This window comes from Massilia oculi (assembly GCF_017582745.1).
Lineage (GTDB): Bacteria > Pseudomonadota > Gammaproteobacteria > Burkholderiales > Burkholderiaceae_D > Telluria > Telluria oculi_A.
On record NZ_JAFVIM010000008.1, the window covers coordinates 136,122 to 155,050 of the forward strand.

The window sequence follows — 18,929 nt, forward strand, 5'->3', positions numbered from 1 at the left end:
AGAGACAATGGCAGACCTGTTCGAAAATCCGATGGGCCTGATGGGCTTCGAGTTCGTCGAGTTCGCATCGCCCACGCCGGGCGTGCTGGAGCCGGTATTCGAGGCGCTGGGCTTCACCAAGGTGGCGACCCACCGCTCGAAGGACGTGGCCCTGTTCCGCCAGGGCGGCATCAACTTCATCGTCAACAACGAGCCGAAAAGCTATGCCGAGTATTTCGCGGCCGAGCACGGCCCGTCGGCCTGCGGCATGGCCTTCCGCGTCAAGGACGCGCACAAGGCCTATGCGCGCGCCCTGGAGCTGGGCGCCCAGGCGGTCGAGATCCCGACCGGCCCGATGGAATTGCGCCTGCCGGCCATCAAGGGCATCGGTGGCGCCCCGCTGTATCTGATCGACCGCTTCGAAGAGGGCAAGTCGATCTATGACATCGATTTCGAATTCATCGAAGGCGTCGACCGCAACCCGGTGGGCCACGGCCTGGCCATCATCGACCACCTGACCCACAACGTCTACCGCGGCCGCATGGCCTACTGGGCCGGCTTCTACGAGAAGCTGTTCAACTTCCGCGAGATCCGCTACTTCGACATCAAGGGCGAGTACACCGGCCTGACCTCGAAGGCGATGACGGCGCCTGACGGCATGATCCGCATCCCGCTGAACGAAGAGGGCAAGGCGGGCGGCGGCCAGATCGAGGAATTCCTGATGCAGTTCAACGGCGAAGGCATCCAGCACATCGCCCTGCTGACCGACGACCTGATCGCCACCGTCGACAAGCTGCGCGCCGCCGGCGTGCCGCTGATGGCGCCACCGCCGGATACCTATTACGAGATGCTGGACGAGCGCATCCCGGGCCACGGCCAGGACGCCGACGCGCTGAAAGTGCGCGGCCTGCTGCTCGACGGCGCCGTCAAGGACGGCCATGCGCGCCTGCTGGTGCAGATCTTCGGCGTACCGCAACTGGGTCCCGTGTTCTTCGAGTTCATCCAGCGCAAGGGAGACGACGGCTTCGGCGAAGGCAACTTCAAGGCCTTGTTCGAGTCGATCGAGCGCGACCAGGTCAAGCGCGGCGCGATCGCCGGGGCGGGGGCCACGGCCGAGGCCTGACATTGCGAGCGGCGGCGCGCGCACGCGGCGGCGCCGGATTTGCTATCCTGTACACTTTCTGGCGGCCCGCGTGGCCGCCTTGTCGTGTCGGGAGTTGGTTATGCTGGCTGCGTTCGCGGTCCTGTTGTTGTTCCAGTGCCTGGGCGAAGGCATCGTGTTCGTCTTCCATCTTCCCTTGCCGGGGCCGGTCGCCGGGATGCTCCTGTTGATGGTGGCGCTGCTGGCCATGCCGAAGCTCCAGGCGCTGGTCGAGCAGGCCGCCAATATGCTGCTGTCGCACCTGTCGCTGCTGTTCGTGCCGGCCGGCGTCGGCATCCTGGTCGCGGCCGGCAGCGGCAGCGGCCACTGGATCGCGATCCTGGCCTCGGTGGTGGTCAGCACCGTGCTGGCCCTGGCCGTGACCGGCCTGATCCTGCGCGGGATGGGCGACGCCAGGAAGGACGGCGATGCCTGATTTCGCCGAGTTCAGCCATTTCTGGGTCTATCTTTCCGCCTCACCCCTGCTGGGCCTGACCATGACCCTGTGCGCCTACCTGGCGGCGCAACGCATTTTTGTCTTGTGCAAGGCGTCGCCGCTGGCCAATCCGGTGGCGATCGCGGTCGCGCTGATTGTCGCGGTGTTGTGGCTCACCGGCATGTCGTATGAGCGCTACTTTGCCGGCGCCCAGTTCGTCCACTTTTTACTGGGCCCGGCCACCGTGGCGCTGGCGGTGCCATTGGTGCGCCAGGTGCCGCGCCTGCGGCGCGCGGCCTTGCCGCTGGGCGCCGCGCTCTTGGCCGGCAGCGTGACGGCGATCGTGTCGGCGGTGGTCGTGGCGCTGCTGCTCGGCGCCACGCCGGAACTGGCGACCACACTGGGGCCGAAATCGGCCACTTCGCCGATCGCGATGGCGGTGTCCGAGCGGCTCGGCGGCATCCCGGCGCTGACCGCGGCGCTGGTGATCGGCACCGGCATCTTCGGCGCCGTGTTCGGGCGCTACGTCTTCATGCTGCTGCGTATCCGTTCGGATGCCGCCTGCGGTTTTGCGCTGGGCCTGGCCTCGCACGGCATCGGCACGGCGCGCGCCTTCCAGGTCAGCCCCGAGATGGGCGCCTTCGCCGGCCTGGCGATGGGCTTGAACGGCGCGCTGACGGCGCTGCTGGCTCCCTGGCTGGTGCCGCTCGTGATGGCCTGGATGTCCTGAGGCTACGCTGCGCCGCAACATCGGGCGCCGCGTTAATCTCGCTCCATCAATCACGATGGAGCGGATTTTGACGACCTACAAGACGATCAGCCTCGCCATCCAGGGCGGGGGAACCTACGGCGCCTTCGGTTGGGGCGTGCTCGACCGGCTTCTGCAGGAAGAAGACCTGGTCATCGACGCCCTGAGCGGCTCGAGCGCCGGCGCGATCAATGCGGTGGTGGTGGCCGACGGCTACGCCCGCGGCGGAGGACGCGAAGGCGCCCGCAAGGCGCTCGACAGGTTCTGGCGCACCCTCGGCGGCACCGCCACTCTGAGCCCCCTGCAGCGCACGCCGCTGGACCGCATGGCGCCCACCTTCACGATGGAGTTCTCGCCGGTCTACCATCTGCTGGAGCTGGCCGGCGCCATGGCCGGGCCGGTGCGCGAGGGGCCGGTGACGCTCAACCCGCTGCGCAACTTTCTGTCGGCGACGATCGACTTCGAGCGGGTGCGGGACTGCGAGGAACTGCAATTGTTCATTGCCGCCACCAATGTGCGCACCGGCGCTGGCAAGCTGTTCCGGCGCGAAGAGATGGATGCCCAGCGGCTGGTGGCCTCGGCCTGCCTGCCGACCGTGTTCGCTGCGGTCGAGGTGGACGGCGAGATGTACTGGGACGGCAGCTATGTCGCCAATCCGCCGCTGGCGCCGCTGATGAAGCACTCGGCGGCGAGCGACGTGATCATCATCCAGAACAACCCGATCGCGCGCAGCGACATGCCGCGCACCATGGCCGACATCGCCAACCGGGCCAACGAACTCGCCTTCAACATCAGTTTCGTGCGCGAAGTCAGCGCCCTGCAATACCTGAACGGCGTGCCGGACGAGGGGCGCGGCGCCGGTATGACGCCCAACACGATGCACTTGCACCTGATCAGCGGCAACGAATACCTGAACGACCACGGCATCTCGGCCAAGTTCAACGCCGAAATGCCTTTCCTGCAGATGCTGCACGACCAGGGCGTGCAGTCGGCCGAGCGTTGGCTGAAGGAGCAGGGCGCCCAGATCGGGGTGAGGTCGACGCTCGATCTGACGCCGGCATTCTTCCCCGACCAGATGTAAACGGCGACGCCGCCGGTCTCGCGAGCGGCGGCGTCGTGTGGGCAGGCGCCCCTGGCGTCAGGAATTCGCCGGCTGCGTCTTCCAGGTGTCCTTCTTCGGCTTGAGCGCGAATGCCGCCAGCAGGGCGCCGGCCACGCCGACCACCATCGCGGCGGTGCTGCCCGAGAAACCGACGATGTGTTCCTTGGCCAGCCTGCCGGCTTTCGGTCCCACCAGCTGCATGCGGCGGCGCGTCATCTCGGCGCCCATCTCCGACAGGCGCTGCTTGCCCAGGATCGCCTCGGCGTCCGGCAACAGCTTGGTCTCTTCTTCCGCCACGTGGTGCATCACGTCGCGCATCAATTCCATCACCAGGTCGTCGTGGCGCGGATCGGCGCCGGAGGTGGCGCGCAGTTCGGCGATCAGGCGGCGCATTTCATCATGCTCGGGCTCGGCTTCGTGGATGAAGGGTTCGCTGCCGTCGCGCCGGCGCATGACGGGATAGAAGATTTCTTCCTCGAGGGTGGCATGGATTTCCAGGCCATCGCAGATGGTGTCGGCCAACGCCTTCTTGACGGTCGGGCTCTTGTCCTTCGAGTACTGGTGGAAGGTGACCATCACGTGCGAGTGATCGAAGCGAATCATGTCGGTGATGGTAGGGCTCAGTTGCTTGAGATTCATGGTAATACCCCCGTTCGTGATTGTTTGAACAATATGGTAGTCCGGGCCGGCACGGCATGACTGTAGGCGCGCGCGCCGGACGCCTGTCAGTGACCGGCCCAAGCGCCCGCACGCTTGAGATGGCAAACCCGGCTTGACCGGAGGATTGTTTATCTGGAATAACAGATTGTCACAATTGTCCTACACGGACACGGGAGCGCTCCTGACTGCACTCCTACGGCCGACCTGAGAACATGGACGTCATCGAGCTACCGGTCCCGGCGGTAGCCGCTTCAGCGGCAGCGCACGCAGATCGCGTGGCTGTCGGAGTTTCACTTCAATCGGAGAACCCTGTCATGTTTGCACACAACAAGCGCTTGCAATATACAGTCCGCGTCAGCGAGCCGAATCCGGCCCTGGCCAACCTCATGCTCGAGCAGTTCGGCGGACCACAGGGCGAGCTGGCTGCGGCCATGCGTTACTTTACCCAGGCCGTCGCCGAAGACGATCCAGGCCGCAAGGACATGCTGTTCGATATCGCGACCGAGGAGCTGAGCCACCTCGAGGTGATCGGCCACATCGTGGCCATGCTGAACAAGGGCGCCAAGGGGCGCCTGGCCGAGGCCATCGACAGCGAGGCCGATATGTACCGCGCCATCACCGGGCCCGGCAACGACAGCCACATCACGCAAGTGCTGTACGGCGCCGGCGCCCCCCTGACCAACTCGGCCGGCGTGCCCTGGACCGCCGCCTATATCGACTCGATCACCGAGCCGACCGCCGACCTGCGCTCGAACATCGCGGCCGAGGCGCGCGCCAAGATAGTCTATGAGCGCCTGATCGCGCTGACCGACGACCCCGGTGTAAAAGAGGCGCTGGGCTTCCTGATGACGCGCGAAGTGGCGCACATGAAGTCATTCGAGAAGGCGCTGTACGCGATGGAGCCGAACTTCCCGCCGGGCAAGATGCCGGTGGTGCCGGCCTTCGCCAGCGTTTACTACAATATGTCGCAGGGCCCGGGCGAGGTGCGCGGCGCCTGGAACCAGGGCGCCGACTGGGACTTCATCAGCGACCGCGAGAAGCAGATGGCCGTCGACGGCGGCTCCGGCGAGGCCGAAGTGGCCCTGCCGACCGGCGACATCGACGTGCTCAAGCAGATGGCCATGCGCACCATGTCCGATCCCTCGGCCACGCCGCGTACCGGCTCCGAATTGGGCATGATGCAATCGGCAACTGGTGGTACGATGGGTGGATCGGGCGGTAATGCCATGGGCGACGCCAACGTCGGCTCCAAGGGCGGTCCGCTCGACGATACCGGTATGGGCAACCCGATGGGCAGTGGCAAGCCGCTGAAGTAACTGGCCGCTGAAGCAAGACCCGTCACGCTGTCTGTCGCGTCACGCGGCAGACAGCGCGGTCTTTTACAGGAAGATGCATGGATATCCAAACCGACAAGAGCAACCACCCTCGTGGCCTTCCGCGCTGGCTGACCCCACGCCGCGCCATCGGTTTCGGCATTTGCGCCATCGGCTTCCTCGTCCTGCTCGGCAGCATGATCGAGCAGATCATGAATGCCAATCCCAAGATGCTGGCGGCCCTGGCCGGCGGCAGCACGGCGGCGGCGGCGACCGCGCTGGGCACCTTGCCGGTGCTGTTCGCCCAGAATTTCACCAAGCGTACCTACGATTGCTTCCTCGGCTTCGGCGCCGGCGTCATGCTGGGCGCCACCGCCTTCTCCCTCGTGATCCCGGCCCTGAGCGCGGCCAAGACGGCCGGCGCCGGCAACTGGGAATCGAGCCTCATGGTCGGCGCCGGCATCATGTTCGGCGCCGGCGCCATCCTGCTGCTCGGCCGCGCGGTGCGCACCGAGGGCATCCTGTCCAACGAGCCCGACAAAGTGTCGCTGCGCCGCGCCTGGCTGTTCGTGTGGGCCGTGGCCCTGCACAACCTGCCCGAAGGGCTGGCCATCGGCGTGGCCTTCGCCGGCATCGACGTCGAGAAGGCCACCTCGCTCGCCACCGGCGTGTCGATCCAGGACGTGCCAGAGGGCTTGGTGGTGGCCCTGGCGCTGCACGCCGTCGGCTACAGCCGCCTGACCGCGGTCGGCATGGGCGTGGCCTCTGGCCTGGTCGAGCCGATCGCCGCCGTGTTCGGCGTGGCCCTCATCGGCATCTCGGGCGGCTTGCTGCCATATGCGCTGGCCGCCGCCGCCGGCGCCATGCTGCTGGTGATCGTCAACGACGTGATCCCCGAATCGCGCCAGTCGGGCAACGGCACCCAGGCCAGCATCGCGCTGATCTTCGGTTTCATCCTGATGACCGTGCTCGACACGGCGCTGTCCTGAGACGGTTGACCACCATGGTGGGATGGTCGTAGGATAAAGATCATCCCATCCCTGCAATCACGGCATGACCATCCCCTCCAAACGGGAACAAACCCACCAGCGCATCCTCGACGTCGCGGCGCGCGCGCTGCGCCGCAACGGTTTCGCGGGCGTCGGCGTGGCCGACGTCATGAAGGGCGCCGGCCTGACCCACGGCGGCTTCTATGCCCACTTCGACTCGCGCGAAGCCTTGCTGGTCGAGGCGCTCGAGCATGCCGATGCGGCATCCGCCGCCAATCTCGACCACCGCGCGGCGGCCTTGCGCGAGGAGGGCGCCGGTCCGCTGGCGGCGCTGGTCACGGTCTACCTGTCCGACGAACACCTGGCCGCCCATGAAGCGGGCCTGGGCTGCGTGGTCGGTGCGCTCGGCTCGGAAATGGCGCGCCAGGAAGCGGCGCTGCGCGAGGTCGCGCGCGGCCGCATCGAGCGGCTGGTGCGGCAAGTCGAGGCGGCGCTGGAAGCAGAAGGGCGCATCGGCGGGGATGCCGCTGGCCTGGCCCTCGCGTTGGCCGGCGCCATGGTCGGTGCCCTGCAGATCGCGCGCACCTTCGGCCCCGAGCAGCAGGGCAGCGCGATGCTGGCGGCCAGCCGGCAAGCCTTGCTGGCCCAATACCTACGCTAGTCTCCCAAGATCCGGCCCTGTCAGTACGCGGCCGATTCTTCTGGACTAGAATATGATGAGCATCATATTCCATGACGCCATCAACCAGAAAGGGAATGCCATGAAACTCGACAATGCCACCGTCCTCGTCACCGGCGCCAACCGCGGCCTGGGCCTCGAATTCGCCCGCCAGGCGCTCGCGCGCGGCGCTAGAAAGGTGTACGCGGCGGCGCGCGATCCCGCCAGCGTCACGCTGGCCGGCGTCACGCCGGTTCGGCTCGACGTCACGGATCCACACAGCGTGGCGGCGGCGGCCCGCGAGCTTGGCGACGTCGACCTGGTGATCAACAATGCCGGCATTGCCCACTTTCAGCAGGTGCTGGCGGATGGGGTCGAGGACTCGCTGCGGGCGATGCTGGAGACGAATGTGTTCGGCATCCTGGGCATGAGCCGGGCCTTCGCACCTGTGCTGGCCCGCAACGGCGGCGGCGCCTTCCTGAACGTGCTGTCGGTGGCCAGCTGGATCAGTTCTTCGGCGCTGGCCGCCTACGGGGTGTCGAAGTCGGCGGCCTGGGGGCTGACCAATGCGGTGCGCAACGAGCTGCGCGAGCAGGGCACCAAGGTGCTGGCCCTGCACGTCGGCTTCGTCGATACCGACCTGACGCGCGACATCACGCTGCCCAAGCTGGCCCCGTCCACGGTGGTCGAACGCGGCTACGCGGCGCTGGAGGCGGGCGCGGACGAAGTCATGATCGATGAACTCACCCAGGCGGCGAAGGCCGGGCTGTCGAGCGTGCCGGGCATCTATACCGAGGAAGTCAGGCGCAACAATGCGTGAGTAATTGCCGCCCGGCGCCGGCTATACTCGGGCCTCATGCACCCAACCCGAATACAGCGCCAACATCCGAACAGCCGCCTGGCGGGCCTGGTCGTCACCTGCTGATCCACGCGGCGCTGGTGGCCGCCTGGCAGCAGGCGCGCAAGCTGCGGCTGCCCGTGCACAACAACGTCGGGGTCAACGTCGGGGTCAGGTCTGACATTTAGACACGGCCTCTGCAATGGTTATCTGCGGCAAAGTTCAGGCCGTGTCTAAATGTCAGACCTGACCCCGGGGTCTGACCCCGGGGTCCACCTGCGCCGGCGCGAGACGCCATTGCGGTCGCTGATCCGGCCGAGGTCGTGACTGCGACGGCGCCGGCCGCGGAGCCGGCTGCCGGCGGGGCGCGCCAGATGATCGAGCAGGCCATGCGCGACGCCGGCGCCATGGACCGCGCCGTGCGCAAGGACAGCAAGCCGACCATCGTCGCCCGCCGGACAGCCCGCAGATCCGCATGGCGAACAAGTTCAGGGAAGCCGCCGCCCTGGCGCCGAACAAGTGGTACGAGGCGCCCAGGATCGTCGAACTGGTGAACGATGGCGGCGACGGCGCGCGCCGTTTCCGTGTCCTGACGGCGCTCGGCATCTACTGCATCACGGAGCGCTCGCCCGCCACCAGCATCGACATGATCGAAAAACACGGCAAGCAGCGGATCACGAACTGCGGCCACCAACACGAGCAGCCGGCCAATCCGCAGGAGTGGCGCACGGCGCGCGACCAGGCCGCCCGACAGGCAGGGGCCAAAAAAAGAGGCGGCCCCGCAGGGCCGCCGTCAAATCACGTCACGCGACAGCTATCAGTCGCGAATCTCCAGCTTGCGGTTCAGGCTCAGCGCCGCCAGCGACGCCACCGCGCCGGACAGCAGGTAGAGGCTGACGTAGCCCAGTCCGAAGTGGGCCGACAGGCCGAGGGCGACCAGCGGGGCGAAGGCCGCGCCGACCAGCCAGGCGAGGTCGGAGGTCAGGGCCGCGCCGGTGTAGCGGAAACCCTTCTGGAAGTTCGAGGTGGTGGCGCCCGCCGCCTGGCCGTAGGAGAAGCCGAGCAGGGTGAAGCCGATCAGGATGAAGGCGTTCTGGCCGGCCACGCCGCTATTGATCAGGAACGGGATCGAGGCCGAATACAGGGCGATCAGGGCCGCAGCCGTGCCGAGGGTGGTGCGGCGGCCGAGCTTGTCGGCGACCTTGCCCGAGACCAGCATCGCCAGGGCCGCGAGGCCGGCGCCCCACATCTGGATGTGCAGGAACTCGTCCATCGGGCGGGTATCGTAGAGCTGGATCCACGACAGCGGGAACACGGTCACCAGGTGGAACAGGGCGTAGCTGGCCAGGGCAGCCATGGCGCCAATGGCGATATTGCTGCCTTGCTTGCTCACCAGTTCACCGATCGGAGCCGGATCGAGGTGATGCGAATCGAGCAGGCGCGAATACTCGGGCGTGCTGGCCAGGCGCAGGCGGGCGAAGGTGCCGACCACGTTGATGGCGAAGGCCACGAAGAACGGGAAACGCCAGCCCCAGGTCAGGAAGTCTTCTTCCGCCGTATAGGTGATCAGGAAGGCGAAGATGCCGGCCGCGATCACGAAACCAAGCGGTGCGCTCAATTGTCCGAGCATCGCGTACCATCCGCGCTTGTTCTCGGGTGCGCTAAGGGCGAGCAGCGAAGGCAGTCCGTCCCACGAGCCACCCTGGGCGAAACCCTGGGCGATACGCAAGGCTGCCAGCAGGATGATGGCAGTGGCGCCGATCTCGCTATAACTTGGAAGCATGGCGATGACGACAGTGCTGGTGCCCATCATGAGCAGCGAGATGCCGAGCTTCATGTCGCGGCTCCAGCGCTTCTGGATCGCCATGAACACGACCGTGCCGATCGGTCGTGCCACGAAGGCGAGGGCGAAGATGGCGAATGAATATAGGGTGGCGTCGAGCCGGTCCGCCCAGGGGAAGAAAATCGCCGGGAAGACCAGGGCGGACGCGATCGCGTACGTGAAGAATTCAAAATATTCCGCCGAGCGGCCGATGACGACGCCGACGGCGATGTCACCGGGATCGACATGCGCGTCCCTGGCGTTGATATTGCGCGCACCGCTGTTCGGGTGCGTGATTGGAGCGGCCCCTGCGCCGCCGTACGTCGTCGTGCTTTGCATATTGTGTTCTCCAGAGATGATGTCCACGGCCGCCGGTTTTTTAAGGATGCGTTGTAAAAATTGCACCTCGGCAAAGGTGGGACAATGTGTCCAATGTTCTTTGGCGACCGTTGGCATTACAGTAGCATGTTCTCCCTCCATGTAACGTTAGATACCTAGCATGATTCCTAAAATTGTCCGCCGCGGACTACCATTACTTCCGCTTGCAGCGCTGGCCGGCTGCAACACGGTCGTGATGAATCCCACCGGCGATATCGCGAAGCAGCAGGCCGACCTGATCACCGTATCGGTCATCCTGATGTTGTTGATCATCGTTCCCGTGATGATCCTGACCGTCCTGTTCGCTTGGCGCTATCGCAAGAACGCCAACGCGAAGTACGAACCCGATTGGGACCACTCGACGAAACTCGAGCTCATCATCTGGGGCGCGCCGCTCCTGATCATCATCGTCCTGGGCCTGATCACCTGGGTCAGCACCCACAAGCTGGATCCCTACCGTCCGCTCGACCGCCTGGACGAACACCGTCCGATCCCGGCATCGACCAAGCCCCTCGAGGTGCAGGTCGTGGCGCTTGACTGGAAATGGCTGTTCATCTACCCGGAGCAGGGCATCGCCTCGGTCAACCAGCTGGTGACCCCGATCGACACCCCGATCCGCTTCAAGATGACCTCGTCGACCGTGATGAACACGTTCTACATCCCGACCCTGGCCGGCATGATCTACACGATGCCTGGCATGCAGACGGAGCTGAACGCGGTGCTGAACAAGACCGGTGACTACCACGGCCTGTCGGCCAACTTCAGCGGCGACGGCTTCTCGCACATGAAGTTCGCCTACAAGGGCGTCACCAACGAAGAGTTCAACACCTGGGTGCAGGAAATGAAGGGCAATACCGCCGTGCTGGACCGCGCCGACTACCTGGTGCTGGAAAAGCCGACCGCCAAGGAGGCCGTGCGCCACTATGGCCAGGTCGAGCCGGCGCTGTTCAACCGCATCCTGAACCGCTGCGTCGCGGAAGGTTCGATGTGCATGAACCAGCAGATGCACGAAGACGTGAAGCGTAACCAGATGGCCGCCGCCATCCGCCAGCAGTCGCAGGGCGGCAAGTCGCAGCTGGCGGAAGCGCTGGAAATGTGCGTGGCTCCTATTAATACCTTGATGAAGTAATCATGCAAGAATCATTCGACTTGACGAAGTTCATCTTCGGTCGGCTGGGCTGGGACGCGATCCCGTTCCATGAGCCGATTCTGATCGCTACCTTCGCAGGCGTGATCGTCGGCGGTCTGGCCCTCCTTGGCCTGATCACCTACTTCCGCGTGTGGGGCACCCTGTGGAGAGACTGGATCACCAGCATCGACCACAAGAAAATCGGGATCATGTACATGATCCTGGGCCTGATCATGTTCCTGCGCGGCTTCGCCGATGCGCTCATGATGCGCGCGCAGCAGGCGATCGCCTTCGGCGACAATGCCGGCTTCCTGCCTCCCCACCACTACGACCAGGTCTTCACCGCCCACGGCGTGATCATGATCTTCTTCGTGGCGATGCCGTTCGTGACGGGCCTGATGAACTACGTGGTGCCGCTGCAGATCGGCGCGCGCGACGTGGCTTTCCCGTTCCTGAACAACTTCTCGTTCTGGATGACCGCAATGGGCGCCGTGCTCGTGATGGCCTCGCTGTTCGTGGGTGAGTTCGGCCGTACCGGCTGGCTGGCGTATCCGCCGTTGTCGGGCATCCTGGCAAGTCCGGGCGTCGGCGTCGACTATTACATCTGGTCGTTGCAGGTGGCGGGTGTCGGTACGACCCTGTCCGGCGTCAACCTGATCGTCACCATCATCAAGATGCGCGCGCCGGGCATGGACCTGATGAAGATGCCAGTCTTCACCTGGACCTCGCTGTGCACCAACATCCTGATCGTGGTCACCTTCCCGATCCTGACCGCCGTGCTGGCCATGCTGGGCATGGATCGCCTGCTCGACACCGCGTTCTTCACGACGGATCGTGGCGGCAACCCGATGATGTACGTCAACCTGATCTGGATCTGGGGCCACCCCGAGGTCTACATCCTGATCCTGCCGGCCTTCGGCATCTTCTCGGAAGTCGTCTCGACCTTCTGCGGCAAGCGCCTGTTCGGCTACACCTCGATGGTGTACGCGACCTGCGTCATCATGGTGCTCTCGTACCTGGTCTGGCTGCACCACTTCTTCACCATGGGTTCGGGCGCCAGCGTCAACGCGTTCTTCGGCATCACGACGATGATCATCTCGATCCCGACCGGCGCCAAGATCTTCAACTGGCTGTTCACCATGTACCGCGGCCGCATCCGCTTCGAACTGCCGATGATGTGGACGGTGTCGTTCATGCTTACTTTTGTCATCGGCGGCATGACCGGCGTCATGCTGGCCATTCCCGCAGCCGACTTCGTGCTGCACAACTCTCTGTTCCTGATCGCCCACTTCCACAACGTGATCATCGGTGGCGTCGTGTTCGGCATCTTCGCCGGCCTGAACTACTGGTTCCCGAAAGCCTTCGGCTACAAGCTGGACCGTTTCTGGGGTCTGGTCTCGTTCTGGCTGTGGTCGATCGGCTTCTGGGTCGCCTTCACCCCACCGTACATCCTGGGCTTCATGGGCTACACCCGTCGCGTGAGCCACTTCGACGATCCTTCGGTGCAGTGGCTGTTCCAGATCTCGTTCCTGGGCACCCTGATGATTGCCGGCGGTATCGGCGCGCTGCTCATGCAGATCTATGTCAGCTATCGCGACCGTAACACCGCTCGCCTGCGCGACTTCACCGGCGATCCATGGGAAGGCCGTACGCTGGAATGGTCGACCTCGTCGCCACCGCCGGACTACAACTTCGCGTTCACGCCAGTGGTGTACGACAACGACACCTTCGCCGACATGAAGAAGAACGGCTACCGTCGTCCGCTGAAGGACTTCGTGGCGATCCACATGCCGAAGAATACCGGCGCCGGCATCATCATCTCCGCGCTCGCGTGCGCGGTCGGCTTCGGCATCATCTGGCACATGTGGGCGTTCACCATCGTGGCATTCGTCGCCATGATGGCCGCGATCATCATCCATACCTTCAACTACAAGCGTGACTACTACATCCCGGCCGAAGAAGTGGCCCGGACCGAAGAAGCGCGTACCCGTATGCTGGAAAGCCATGTCTGAACTTAACGCATCTGTAACCGGCGGCAGCGTCGCCGACGACGTGAGCGGACGTTACATCGTCCGCGAACACCACCCGGAGCAGGGCACGCTGCTGGGCTTCTGGCTCTACCTGATGAGCGACTGCCTCATCTTCGCGTCCCTGTTCGCCACCTATGCGGTGCAGGGCCGCGCCTATGCGGGCGGTCCGACCGGCGCCGAGCTGTTCGAACTGCCGCTGATCGCGCTCAACACCGCGTTCCTGCTGGTGTCGTCGCTGACCTTCGGCTTCGCCATGATCGCGGCGCAAGCCAAGAACCTGGCGAAGACGCGCATGTGGCTGGTCATCACCGGCATCCTGGGCCTGGCCTTCCTGTGCGTGGAGATCTATGAGTTCCAGCACCTGATCCACATGGGCGCCGGTCCGCAGCGTTCGGGCTTCCTGACCGCGTTCTTCGCGCTGGTTGGCACCCACGGCCTGCACGTGACCTTCGGCATCGTCTGGCTGGTGACCCTGTTCTTCCAACTGGGCAAACACGGCCTGACCCCGGAGAACTTCCGTCGCCTGTCGTGCCTGTCGCTGTTCTGGCACTTCCTGGACCTGATCTGGATCTTCGTCTTCACCTTTGTCTACCTGATGGGAGTCCTGCCATGAGCGACCACCACGACCACGGCCACCATGGCCATGACGTCCACGTGACGCACTACAGCGCCAAGGACTACATGATCGGCTTCGCGCTGTCGGCGATCCTGACGATCATCCCGTTCTGGCTGGTGATGGGCAATGTCCTGGCGCCTGAAACGACCAAGTGGGTCATCCTCGCCTTCGCCGGCGTGCAGCTGATAGTGCAGATGATGTATTTCCTGCACTTGAACTCGAAGGCGGAAGGCGGCTGGAACATGATGGCGCTGATCCTGACCATCGTCATCCTGGTCATCGTGATGGCCGGTTCGATCTGGGTCATGCATCATATGAACACCAATATGATGCCTGGCATGGGTCCGAACAGCACCCACGACATGACCTAAATGGCGGTAGTGCACGAACAGCCGGTGGTGCCGGCACATCCTCAGCGCTCCGCCTTCGTGCGGCGCGCCCTGGCGGTGGCGGCCCTGCTGCTGTTCGTGCTGTTTGCCGGTCTGGGAACCTGGCAGGTGTTCCGCCTGCAATGGAAACTGGACCTGATCGAACGCGTCGACGCACGCGTTCATGCGGAACCCGTTGCGCCGCCCCTGGCGTCGCAATGGCCGCAAGTTTCAAGAGAGTCCGACGAATACCGGCGCGTGCGCCTGTCGGGCCACTATCTCTACGAATTGACCACACCGGTGCAAGCGCTGTCCGATCTCGGCGCCGGTTTCTGGCTGCTCACGCCGTTATGCCTTGACGACGGCCACATCGTTCTCGTCAACCGCGGTTTCATTCCGTCGAGCGGCAATATCGCGCAGCAGTACCCGGCCAACAAGGCCGCTGGCGACCCGTGCGCGGCCGCCACCGGCGCGCCGGTCGCTCTGACCGGCTTGCTGCGCATCGCCGAACCAAAAAGCGGTTTCCTGCGCGATAACGACCCCGTCAACAACCGCTGGTACGCGCGCGAAGTCGGCGCCATCGCCGCCGCGCGCGGCCTCGATCCCGCAAAAGTCGCGCCATTCTTCGTCGACGCCGGCAAGGGCCAGGACCCGAAGGACGCGCCGGAAACCGCGGTCGGCGGCCTGACCGTCATTTCTTTCCCAAATAATCACCTCGTCTATGCGCTCACTTGGTATGCTCTGGCCCTGATGGTGGCCGCCGCCGCGTGGTGGGTCGCCCGCTACGAGGCCAGACGCGGCAATACCGACGATTGAGGCGCCGGCCGCGCCGCGCCGCAACAGACCGCAGTACAGATATAACGGGTTTTGATGCAATCTCCGCTGGATTTCTTTGCCAGGGCGGCGCGCTCGTCGCCGTCGGCCGCCGCCGCCAACGTCGAGTTCGCGGCCGGCCACAAGAACATGCTGCAGCTGATCGAGCTGCGCTGGATCGCCGTCATCGGCCAGATCACCACCATCGCCTCGGCCATCATGATCTTCCGGATCGAGCTGCCGCTGGTGCACATGCTGCAGGTGCTGGCCTGCCTGATCGCCTTCAACGTCGCCAGCCACCTGCGCTGGCACGAACGGCGCCCGGTCTCCAATGGCGAGATGTTCCTGGCGATCCTGGTCGACGTCTCCAGCCTCACCGTGCTGCTCTACCTGTCGGGCGGCACCACCAATCCCTTCGCCTTCCTGTACCTGCTGCAGGTGATCGTCTCGGCCGTGCTGCTCGACGTGCTGTGGACCTGGAGCATCGTGCTGGTCACGATCGCCTGCATGGCCGGTCTCGCCATCTACGCCCAGCCGCTCGCGCTGCCGTTCGACCATGCGCGCGGCATCGGCAGCCTGTACGTGCAAGGCCTGCTGGTCTGCTTCGCGCTCAACGCCGCGCTGCTGGTGATGTTCATCTCGCGCATTTCGGACAACGTCCGCGACAAGGCGACCCAGCTGGCCGCGCTGCGCCAGCGCGCGGCCGAGGAAGAGCACATCGTGCGCATGGGCCTGCTCGCCAGCGGCGCCGCCCACGAGCTGGGCACGCCGCTGTCGACGGTCTCGGTGATCCTGGGCGACTGGAAGCGCATGCCGGCCTTCCGCGACGATCCCGAGCTGCTGGGCGAACTCACCGAAATGCAGACCCAGCTCAAGCGCTGCAAGGCCATCGTCAGCGGCATCCTGCTGTCGGCCGGCGAGGCGCGCGGCGAGTCGGCCGAGCGCACCACGATCAGCCGCTTCCTCGACCAGCTCGCCGTAGGGTGGGAGGCCAGCCGGCCGGTGCGCACCTTCATCTACAATAACCGGATCGCCGAAGACCTGCCGGTCGCGAGCGATTCGGCGCTGCGCCAGACGGTCGACAACCTGCTCGACAACGCGCTCGAGGCCTCGCCCGACTGGGTCTATATGGACGCCCACATCGACGAGCGCACGCTGGTGCTGACGGTATTCGACCGCGGCCCCGGCTTCGCGCCCAGCATGCTGGCCCATTTCGGCAAGCCCTATCACTCGACCAAGGGCAAGCCCGGTGGCGGCCTGGGGCTGTTCCTGGCGGTGAACGTCGTGCGTAAACTCGGCGGCACCGTCACGGCGCGCAACCGGCGCCAGGACGAGGGCGGCGGGGCCGAGGTGTCCGTGCGCCTGCCGCTGGCGGCGATCGAACTCGAAGAGGAAATAGACGATGCAGAATCCTGAGCCGCTGCTGCTCATCATCGAAGACGACGAAGCCTTCGCCCGCACCCTGAGCCGCTCCTTCGAGCGGCGCGGCTACCGCGTGCTGGGCGCGACCGGCCACGACGAGGCGCAAGCCCTGCTGGCCCAGCACAACCCCGGCTACGCCGTGGTCGACCTCAAGCTGAAAGGGAATACCTCGGGCCTGGCCTGCGTGCAGCTGCTGCACGAGCACGACCCGGACATGCTGATCGTGGTGCTGACCGGCTTCGCCAGCATCGCCACCGCGGTCGAGGCGATCAAGCTGGGCGCCGTGCAATACCTGGCCAAGCCGTCGGACGCCGACGACATCGAAGCCGCCTTCGGCCACGTCGCCGGCAGCACCGACGTCGAGGTCACGAACCGCTCGACCTCGATCAAGACCCTGGAATGGGAGCGCATCCACGCCGTGCTGGCCGAGACCGATTTCAATATTTCGGAGGCGGCGCGGCGGCTGGGCATGCACCGGCGCACGCTGGCGCGCAAGCTCGAGAAACAGCGGGTGAAATAGATGCGGCTGGCGTCAATGCTGCAGGGCGTCCTGCTGTTGCTCGCCCTGGCCGGCTGCGGCCGCAGCGACACGGCGGTCGTGGCGCAAGCCTCCGGCGAAGCGTCGCCGACCCGGATCGAGGCGGGGCGCAAGCTGTTTGCGCGCTGCGCGGGTTGCCACGAAGTGGGGCCGAAGGCCGGCCATATCTTCGGGCCGCATCTCAACGGCGTGCTCGGACGCCAGGCGGGCAGCGTGACGGGCTATGCCTATTCTCCGGCGCTGAAGGCGTCGACGCTAGTGTGGGACGAAGCGAACCTGACGGCCTTCATCCGCGATTCGGAAAAGGTCATCCCCGGAAACAAGATGCGCTTCATGAGCTTCCTGAGCGACCGTGAGGCCGGGGATATCGTGGCCTATCTGGCCACGCAGGGCGGGACGGAGGCTCGGCAAGACGAGCCACGTCCCTGATGCTGCTTATTTGACGTTTTTACGGCGACGGGCGGCCAGCAGGCCCAGGCCGGCTGCCAGCAGCGCGGCGCTGGCTGGCTCGGGCACCTCGACCGGGTCCGGCAGCGCGTCGAGGTCGCTGATGGTCAGGACGTAGTTGCCGAAGCCCGCGAATTCGGTGAGCGAGAAGGTGCCAAGGGTGAATTCGTGGCGCGATTCCTTGCCGGTGTACAGCTGCGGGCCGTTGGTGGTCAGCACATAGCGGTCGGTGTAGAAATCGTACAGCTGCAGGCCGCCGCTGATCGCCGAATTGAAGAACGTGATGTCCAGGGCCTCATAGCCCGGGAAACTGCCCGCGACGTCGTTGAACGTCAGGCCGCCATTGTTGTCGGAGCTGTCCGGATCGCGCTCGGTGTCCAGCTGCCAGCTCGCGATGTAGTCGCCGCTGAGCTTGAATTCGTACAGGGCTGCGTTGGCAACGCCGGCCGACAGCAGGGCGGTCGCCAGGGCCGCTTTCATCAGGTTTTTTACCAATTTCACGTGTTGCTCCATCTCTCTGGTTGATTGTCGTAGACATCACAATGATGTCGCCTCTATAACATTAAGCAGGAAGTGTGCCTGACTATTATTTTGTTGTTAATCAATAACTTATGTATAAAAGTGTAAGTAAATACGCACAAGAATGTAAAATTTCCCGACAGCAGCCTTGTTAACTGCCGAGCTTGCTGAGCGCGAAGGCGGCCAGGAATCCGGCGGCCACGATCAATCCCGCGAAGTCGTGGGTTTCGTCGAATGCTTCCGGGATCATGGTGTCGACCACCATCGCCAGCACGCCGCCGGCGGCCACCGCGGTGGTCGCCGCCAGCATTTCGGGTGGAAACTGGTGGAATACCGTGTAGCCGAGCAGGGCGGCCACACCGGAGGACAGGGCGATCGCGGCCCATACGCCATAGATGTGGGCGGGCGAGCGCCCCGCCTGCCGCATGCCGGCCGCGCTGGACAGGCCCTCGGGCAGGTTGGACAGGAAGACTGCCGCCACCACCGCCACGCTGACGCCTTCGCCACCCAATAGCGACAGGCCGATCACGATCGACTCCGGAATCCCGTCGAGCAGGGCGCCGAAGGCGAGCGCGGCGCCGCTGCTGTCCTCGCGCGCCGCCGCCGGGCGCGGCCCGGCACGCTTGCGGTGGCGCGCCCCCTTGCGCGCCAGCCACCAGTTGGCGGCCGTGTAGAACAGCGCGCCGAGCAGGAAGCCGGTCGCGGTGGAGGCGAAGCCGCCGGTGTCGATCGCCTCGTCCATCAGTTCGAACGACAGCGCCGAGATCAGGACCCCGCTGCCGAAGGCCATGATGGCCGCCACCAGCCGTGGCGGCACCGCGAAACGCACGCCGATGAAGGCGCCCAGGAGCAGGGCGGCGCCCGCCAGCAATCCCCAGCCACCCGCCTGCAGCCACCCCGGTAACGTGTCCAATGCGCCTCCCTGTGTTTCATCCATGCTAATATTTTCAGGCACATTTGGTGCGCACTGCTGGCCAATCGAT

20 protein-coding genes are annotated in these 18,929 nt (G+C 65.1%); 16 read left to right on the top strand and 4 right to left on the bottom strand.

The features are described 5' to 3' along the window. The first annotated feature begins 7 nt into the window (after positions 1 to 7). The 4 genes from hppD (at position 8) to J3U95_RS11810 (ending at position 3,385) form a co-directional block, all read left to right on the top strand. Complete coding sequence (gene hppD, locus J3U95_RS11795; protein WP_208278787.1) at positions 8 to 1,102, top strand: 4-hydroxyphenylpyruvate dioxygenase; 1,095 nt, start codon at positions 8 to 10, stop codon at positions 1,100 to 1,102. A 100-nt stretch (positions 1,103 to 1,202) separates the two neighbouring features. Next, a complete protein-coding gene (locus J3U95_RS11800) occupies positions 1,203 to 1,556 on the top strand; it encodes a CidA/LrgA family protein (RefSeq protein WP_208278788.1) in 354 nt (117 codons plus the stop codon). Beyond that, positions 1,549 to 2,286 carry an LrgB family protein gene (locus J3U95_RS11805; RefSeq protein WP_208278789.1) on the top strand — a complete coding sequence of 246 codons (738 nt, stop codon included), beginning with the start codon at positions 1,549 to 1,551 and terminating at the stop codon, positions 2,284 to 2,286. The genes J3U95_RS11800 and J3U95_RS11805 overlap by 8 nt, the downstream gene beginning before the upstream one ends. A gap of 67 nt (positions 2,287 to 2,353) precedes the next feature. Beyond that, positions 2,354 to 3,385 carry a patatin-like phospholipase family protein gene (locus J3U95_RS11810; protein ID WP_229519784.1) on the top strand — a complete coding sequence of 344 codons (1,032 nt, stop codon included), beginning with the start codon at positions 2,354 to 2,356 and terminating at the stop codon, positions 3,383 to 3,385. A 57-nt stretch (positions 3,386 to 3,442) separates the two neighbouring features. Here the strand turns inward: J3U95_RS11810 and J3U95_RS11815 are convergent, their stop codons facing one another. Beyond that, the gene (locus J3U95_RS11815; protein WP_208278791.1) at positions 3,443 to 4,045 is read right to left on the bottom strand and encodes a hemerythrin domain-containing protein; all 603 of its coding nucleotides are present in this window, start codon (positions 4,043 to 4,045) and stop codon (positions 3,443 to 3,445) included. Between the two features lie 335 nt (positions 4,046 to 4,380). On the opposite strand from J3U95_RS11815, the gene J3U95_RS11820 reads away from it, so the two are divergent. The 4 genes from J3U95_RS11820 to J3U95_RS11835 all read left to right on the top strand — a co-directional run bounded on the left by J3U95_RS11820 (position 4,381) and on the right by J3U95_RS11835 (position 7,846). After that, positions 4,381 to 5,382, top strand: coding sequence for a manganese catalase family protein (locus J3U95_RS11820; protein ID WP_208278792.1), 1,002 nt, complete (start codon positions 4,381 to 4,383; stop codon positions 5,380 to 5,382). A gap of 77 nt (positions 5,383 to 5,459) precedes the next feature. Beyond that, entirely contained in the window at positions 5,460 to 6,368 is a 909-nt protein-coding gene (locus J3U95_RS11825; protein ID WP_208278793.1) for a ZIP family metal transporter, read from the top strand. A 64-nt stretch (positions 6,369 to 6,432) separates the two neighbouring features. Next, a complete protein-coding gene (locus tag J3U95_RS11830; protein ID WP_208278794.1) occupies positions 6,433 to 7,029 on the top strand; it encodes a TetR/AcrR family transcriptional regulator in 597 nt (198 codons plus the stop codon). Positions 7,030 to 7,129: 100 nt separating this feature from the next. Continuing rightward, complete coding sequence (locus J3U95_RS11835; protein WP_208278858.1) at positions 7,130 to 7,846, top strand: SDR family oxidoreductase; 717 nt, start codon at positions 7,130 to 7,132, stop codon at positions 7,844 to 7,846. Between the two features lie 835 nt (positions 7,847 to 8,681). On the opposite strand, the gene J3U95_RS11840 is transcribed toward J3U95_RS11835, so the two are convergent. Further along, positions 8,682 to 10,025, bottom strand: a complete 1,344-nt coding sequence (locus J3U95_RS11840) for an MFS transporter (protein WP_109347773.1) — start codon at positions 10,023 to 10,025, stop codon at positions 8,682 to 8,684. A 160-nt stretch (positions 10,026 to 10,185) separates the two neighbouring features. Between J3U95_RS11840 and cyoA the strand changes: the two genes are divergently transcribed. From cyoA to J3U95_RS11880, 8 genes are read left to right on the top strand one after another with little or no spacing between them, the layout of a single operon-like run. Further along, the gene (cyoA, locus tag J3U95_RS11845; RefSeq protein WP_208278795.1) at positions 10,186 to 11,193 is read left to right on the top strand and encodes a ubiquinol oxidase subunit II; all 1,008 of its coding nucleotides are present in this window, start codon (positions 10,186 to 10,188) and stop codon (positions 11,191 to 11,193) included. 2 nt (positions 11,194 to 11,195) lie between these two features. After that, positions 11,196 to 13,205, top strand: coding sequence for a cytochrome o ubiquinol oxidase subunit I (gene cyoB / locus J3U95_RS11850; RefSeq protein WP_208278796.1), 2,010 nt, complete (start codon positions 11,196 to 11,198; stop codon positions 13,203 to 13,205). After that, positions 13,198 to 13,836 (top strand): cytochrome o ubiquinol oxidase subunit III, encoded by a 639-nt coding sequence (cyoC, locus tag J3U95_RS11855; RefSeq protein WP_208278797.1) that lies wholly within the window; start codon positions 13,198 to 13,200, stop codon positions 13,834 to 13,836. Before cyoB ends, cyoC begins: the two co-directional genes overlap by 8 nt. Then, a complete protein-coding gene (gene cyoD, locus J3U95_RS11860) occupies positions 13,833 to 14,210 on the top strand; it encodes a cytochrome o ubiquinol oxidase subunit IV (protein ID WP_208278798.1) in 378 nt (125 codons plus the stop codon). The genes cyoC and cyoD overlap by 4 nt, the downstream gene beginning before the upstream one ends. Then, the gene (locus J3U95_RS11865; RefSeq protein ID WP_208278799.1) at positions 14,211 to 15,023 is read left to right on the top strand and encodes an SURF1 family protein; all 813 of its coding nucleotides are present in this window, start codon (positions 14,211 to 14,213) and stop codon (positions 15,021 to 15,023) included. Positions 15,024 to 15,077: 54 nt separating this feature from the next. Then, positions 15,078 to 16,436 carry an ATP-binding protein gene (locus J3U95_RS11870; protein ID WP_208278800.1) on the top strand — a complete coding sequence of 453 codons (1,359 nt, stop codon included), beginning with the start codon at positions 15,078 to 15,080 and terminating at the stop codon, positions 16,434 to 16,436. After that, positions 16,423 to 16,962: a response regulator transcription factor gene (locus tag J3U95_RS11875; RefSeq protein WP_208278801.1), complete on the top strand. Its 540-nt coding sequence runs from the start codon at positions 16,423 to 16,425 to the stop codon at positions 16,960 to 16,962. Before J3U95_RS11870 ends, J3U95_RS11875 begins: the two co-directional genes overlap by 14 nt. Then, positions 16,963 to 17,409, top strand: coding sequence for a c-type cytochrome (locus J3U95_RS11880; protein WP_208278802.1), 447 nt, complete (start codon positions 16,963 to 16,965; stop codon positions 17,407 to 17,409). A gap of 6 nt (positions 17,410 to 17,415) precedes the next feature. On the opposite strand, the gene J3U95_RS11885 is transcribed toward J3U95_RS11880, so the two are convergent. Both J3U95_RS11885 and J3U95_RS11890 read right to left on the bottom strand, forming a co-directional pair. Then, entirely contained in the window at positions 17,416 to 17,928 is a 513-nt protein-coding gene (locus J3U95_RS11885) for a PEP-CTERM sorting domain-containing protein (protein WP_208278803.1), read from the bottom strand. Between the two features lie 169 nt (positions 17,929 to 18,097). Then, positions 18,098 to 18,859 carry a ZIP family metal transporter gene (locus tag J3U95_RS11890; RefSeq protein WP_208278804.1) on the bottom strand — a complete coding sequence of 254 codons (762 nt, stop codon included), beginning with the start codon at positions 18,857 to 18,859 and terminating at the stop codon, positions 18,098 to 18,100. Positions 18,860 to 18,929 lie beyond the last annotated feature (70 nt).

Coding starts and splice junctions, on each gene's coding strand:
- hppD (WP_208278787.1), top strand. CDS start 8: ATGGCAGACCTGTTCGAAAATCCGATGGGCCTGATGGGCTTCGAGTTC.
- J3U95_RS11800 (WP_208278788.1), top strand. CDS start 1,203: ATGCTGGCTGCGTTCGCGGTCCTGTTGTTGTTCCAGTGCCTGGGCGAA.
- J3U95_RS11805 (WP_208278789.1), top strand. CDS start 1,549: ATGCCTGATTTCGCCGAGTTCAGCCATTTCTGGGTCTATCTTTCCGCC.
- J3U95_RS11815 (WP_208278791.1), bottom strand. CDS start 4,045: ATGAATCTCAAGCAACTGAGCCCTACCATCACCGACATGATTCGCTTC.
- J3U95_RS11820 (WP_208278792.1), top strand. CDS start 4,381: ATGTTTGCACACAACAAGCGCTTGCAATATACAGTCCGCGTCAGCGAG.
- J3U95_RS11825 (WP_208278793.1), top strand. CDS start 5,460: ATGGATATCCAAACCGACAAGAGCAACCACCCTCGTGGCCTTCCGCGC.
- J3U95_RS11830 (WP_208278794.1), top strand. CDS start 6,433: ATGACCATCCCCTCCAAACGGGAACAAACCCACCAGCGCATCCTCGAC.
- J3U95_RS11835 (WP_208278858.1), top strand. CDS start 7,130: ATGAAACTCGACAATGCCACCGTCCTCGTCACCGGCGCCAACCGCGGC.
- J3U95_RS11840 (WP_109347773.1), bottom strand. CDS start 10,025: ATGCAAAGCACGACGACGTACGGCGGCGCAGGGGCCGCTCCAATCACG.
- cyoA (WP_208278795.1), top strand. CDS start 10,186: ATGATTCCTAAAATTGTCCGCCGCGGACTACCATTACTTCCGCTTGCA.
- cyoB (WP_208278796.1), top strand. CDS start 11,196: ATGCAAGAATCATTCGACTTGACGAAGTTCATCTTCGGTCGGCTGGGC.
- cyoC (WP_208278797.1), top strand. CDS start 13,198: ATGTCTGAACTTAACGCATCTGTAACCGGCGGCAGCGTCGCCGACGAC.
- cyoD (WP_208278798.1), top strand. CDS start 13,833: ATGAGCGACCACCACGACCACGGCCACCATGGCCATGACGTCCACGTG.
- J3U95_RS11865 (WP_208278799.1), top strand. CDS start 14,211: ATGGCGGTAGTGCACGAACAGCCGGTGGTGCCGGCACATCCTCAGCGC.
- J3U95_RS11870 (WP_208278800.1), top strand. CDS start 15,078: ATGCAATCTCCGCTGGATTTCTTTGCCAGGGCGGCGCGCTCGTCGCCG.
- J3U95_RS11875 (WP_208278801.1), top strand. CDS start 16,423: ATGCAGAATCCTGAGCCGCTGCTGCTCATCATCGAAGACGACGAAGCC.
- J3U95_RS11880 (WP_208278802.1), top strand. CDS start 16,963: ATGCGGCTGGCGTCAATGCTGCAGGGCGTCCTGCTGTTGCTCGCCCTG.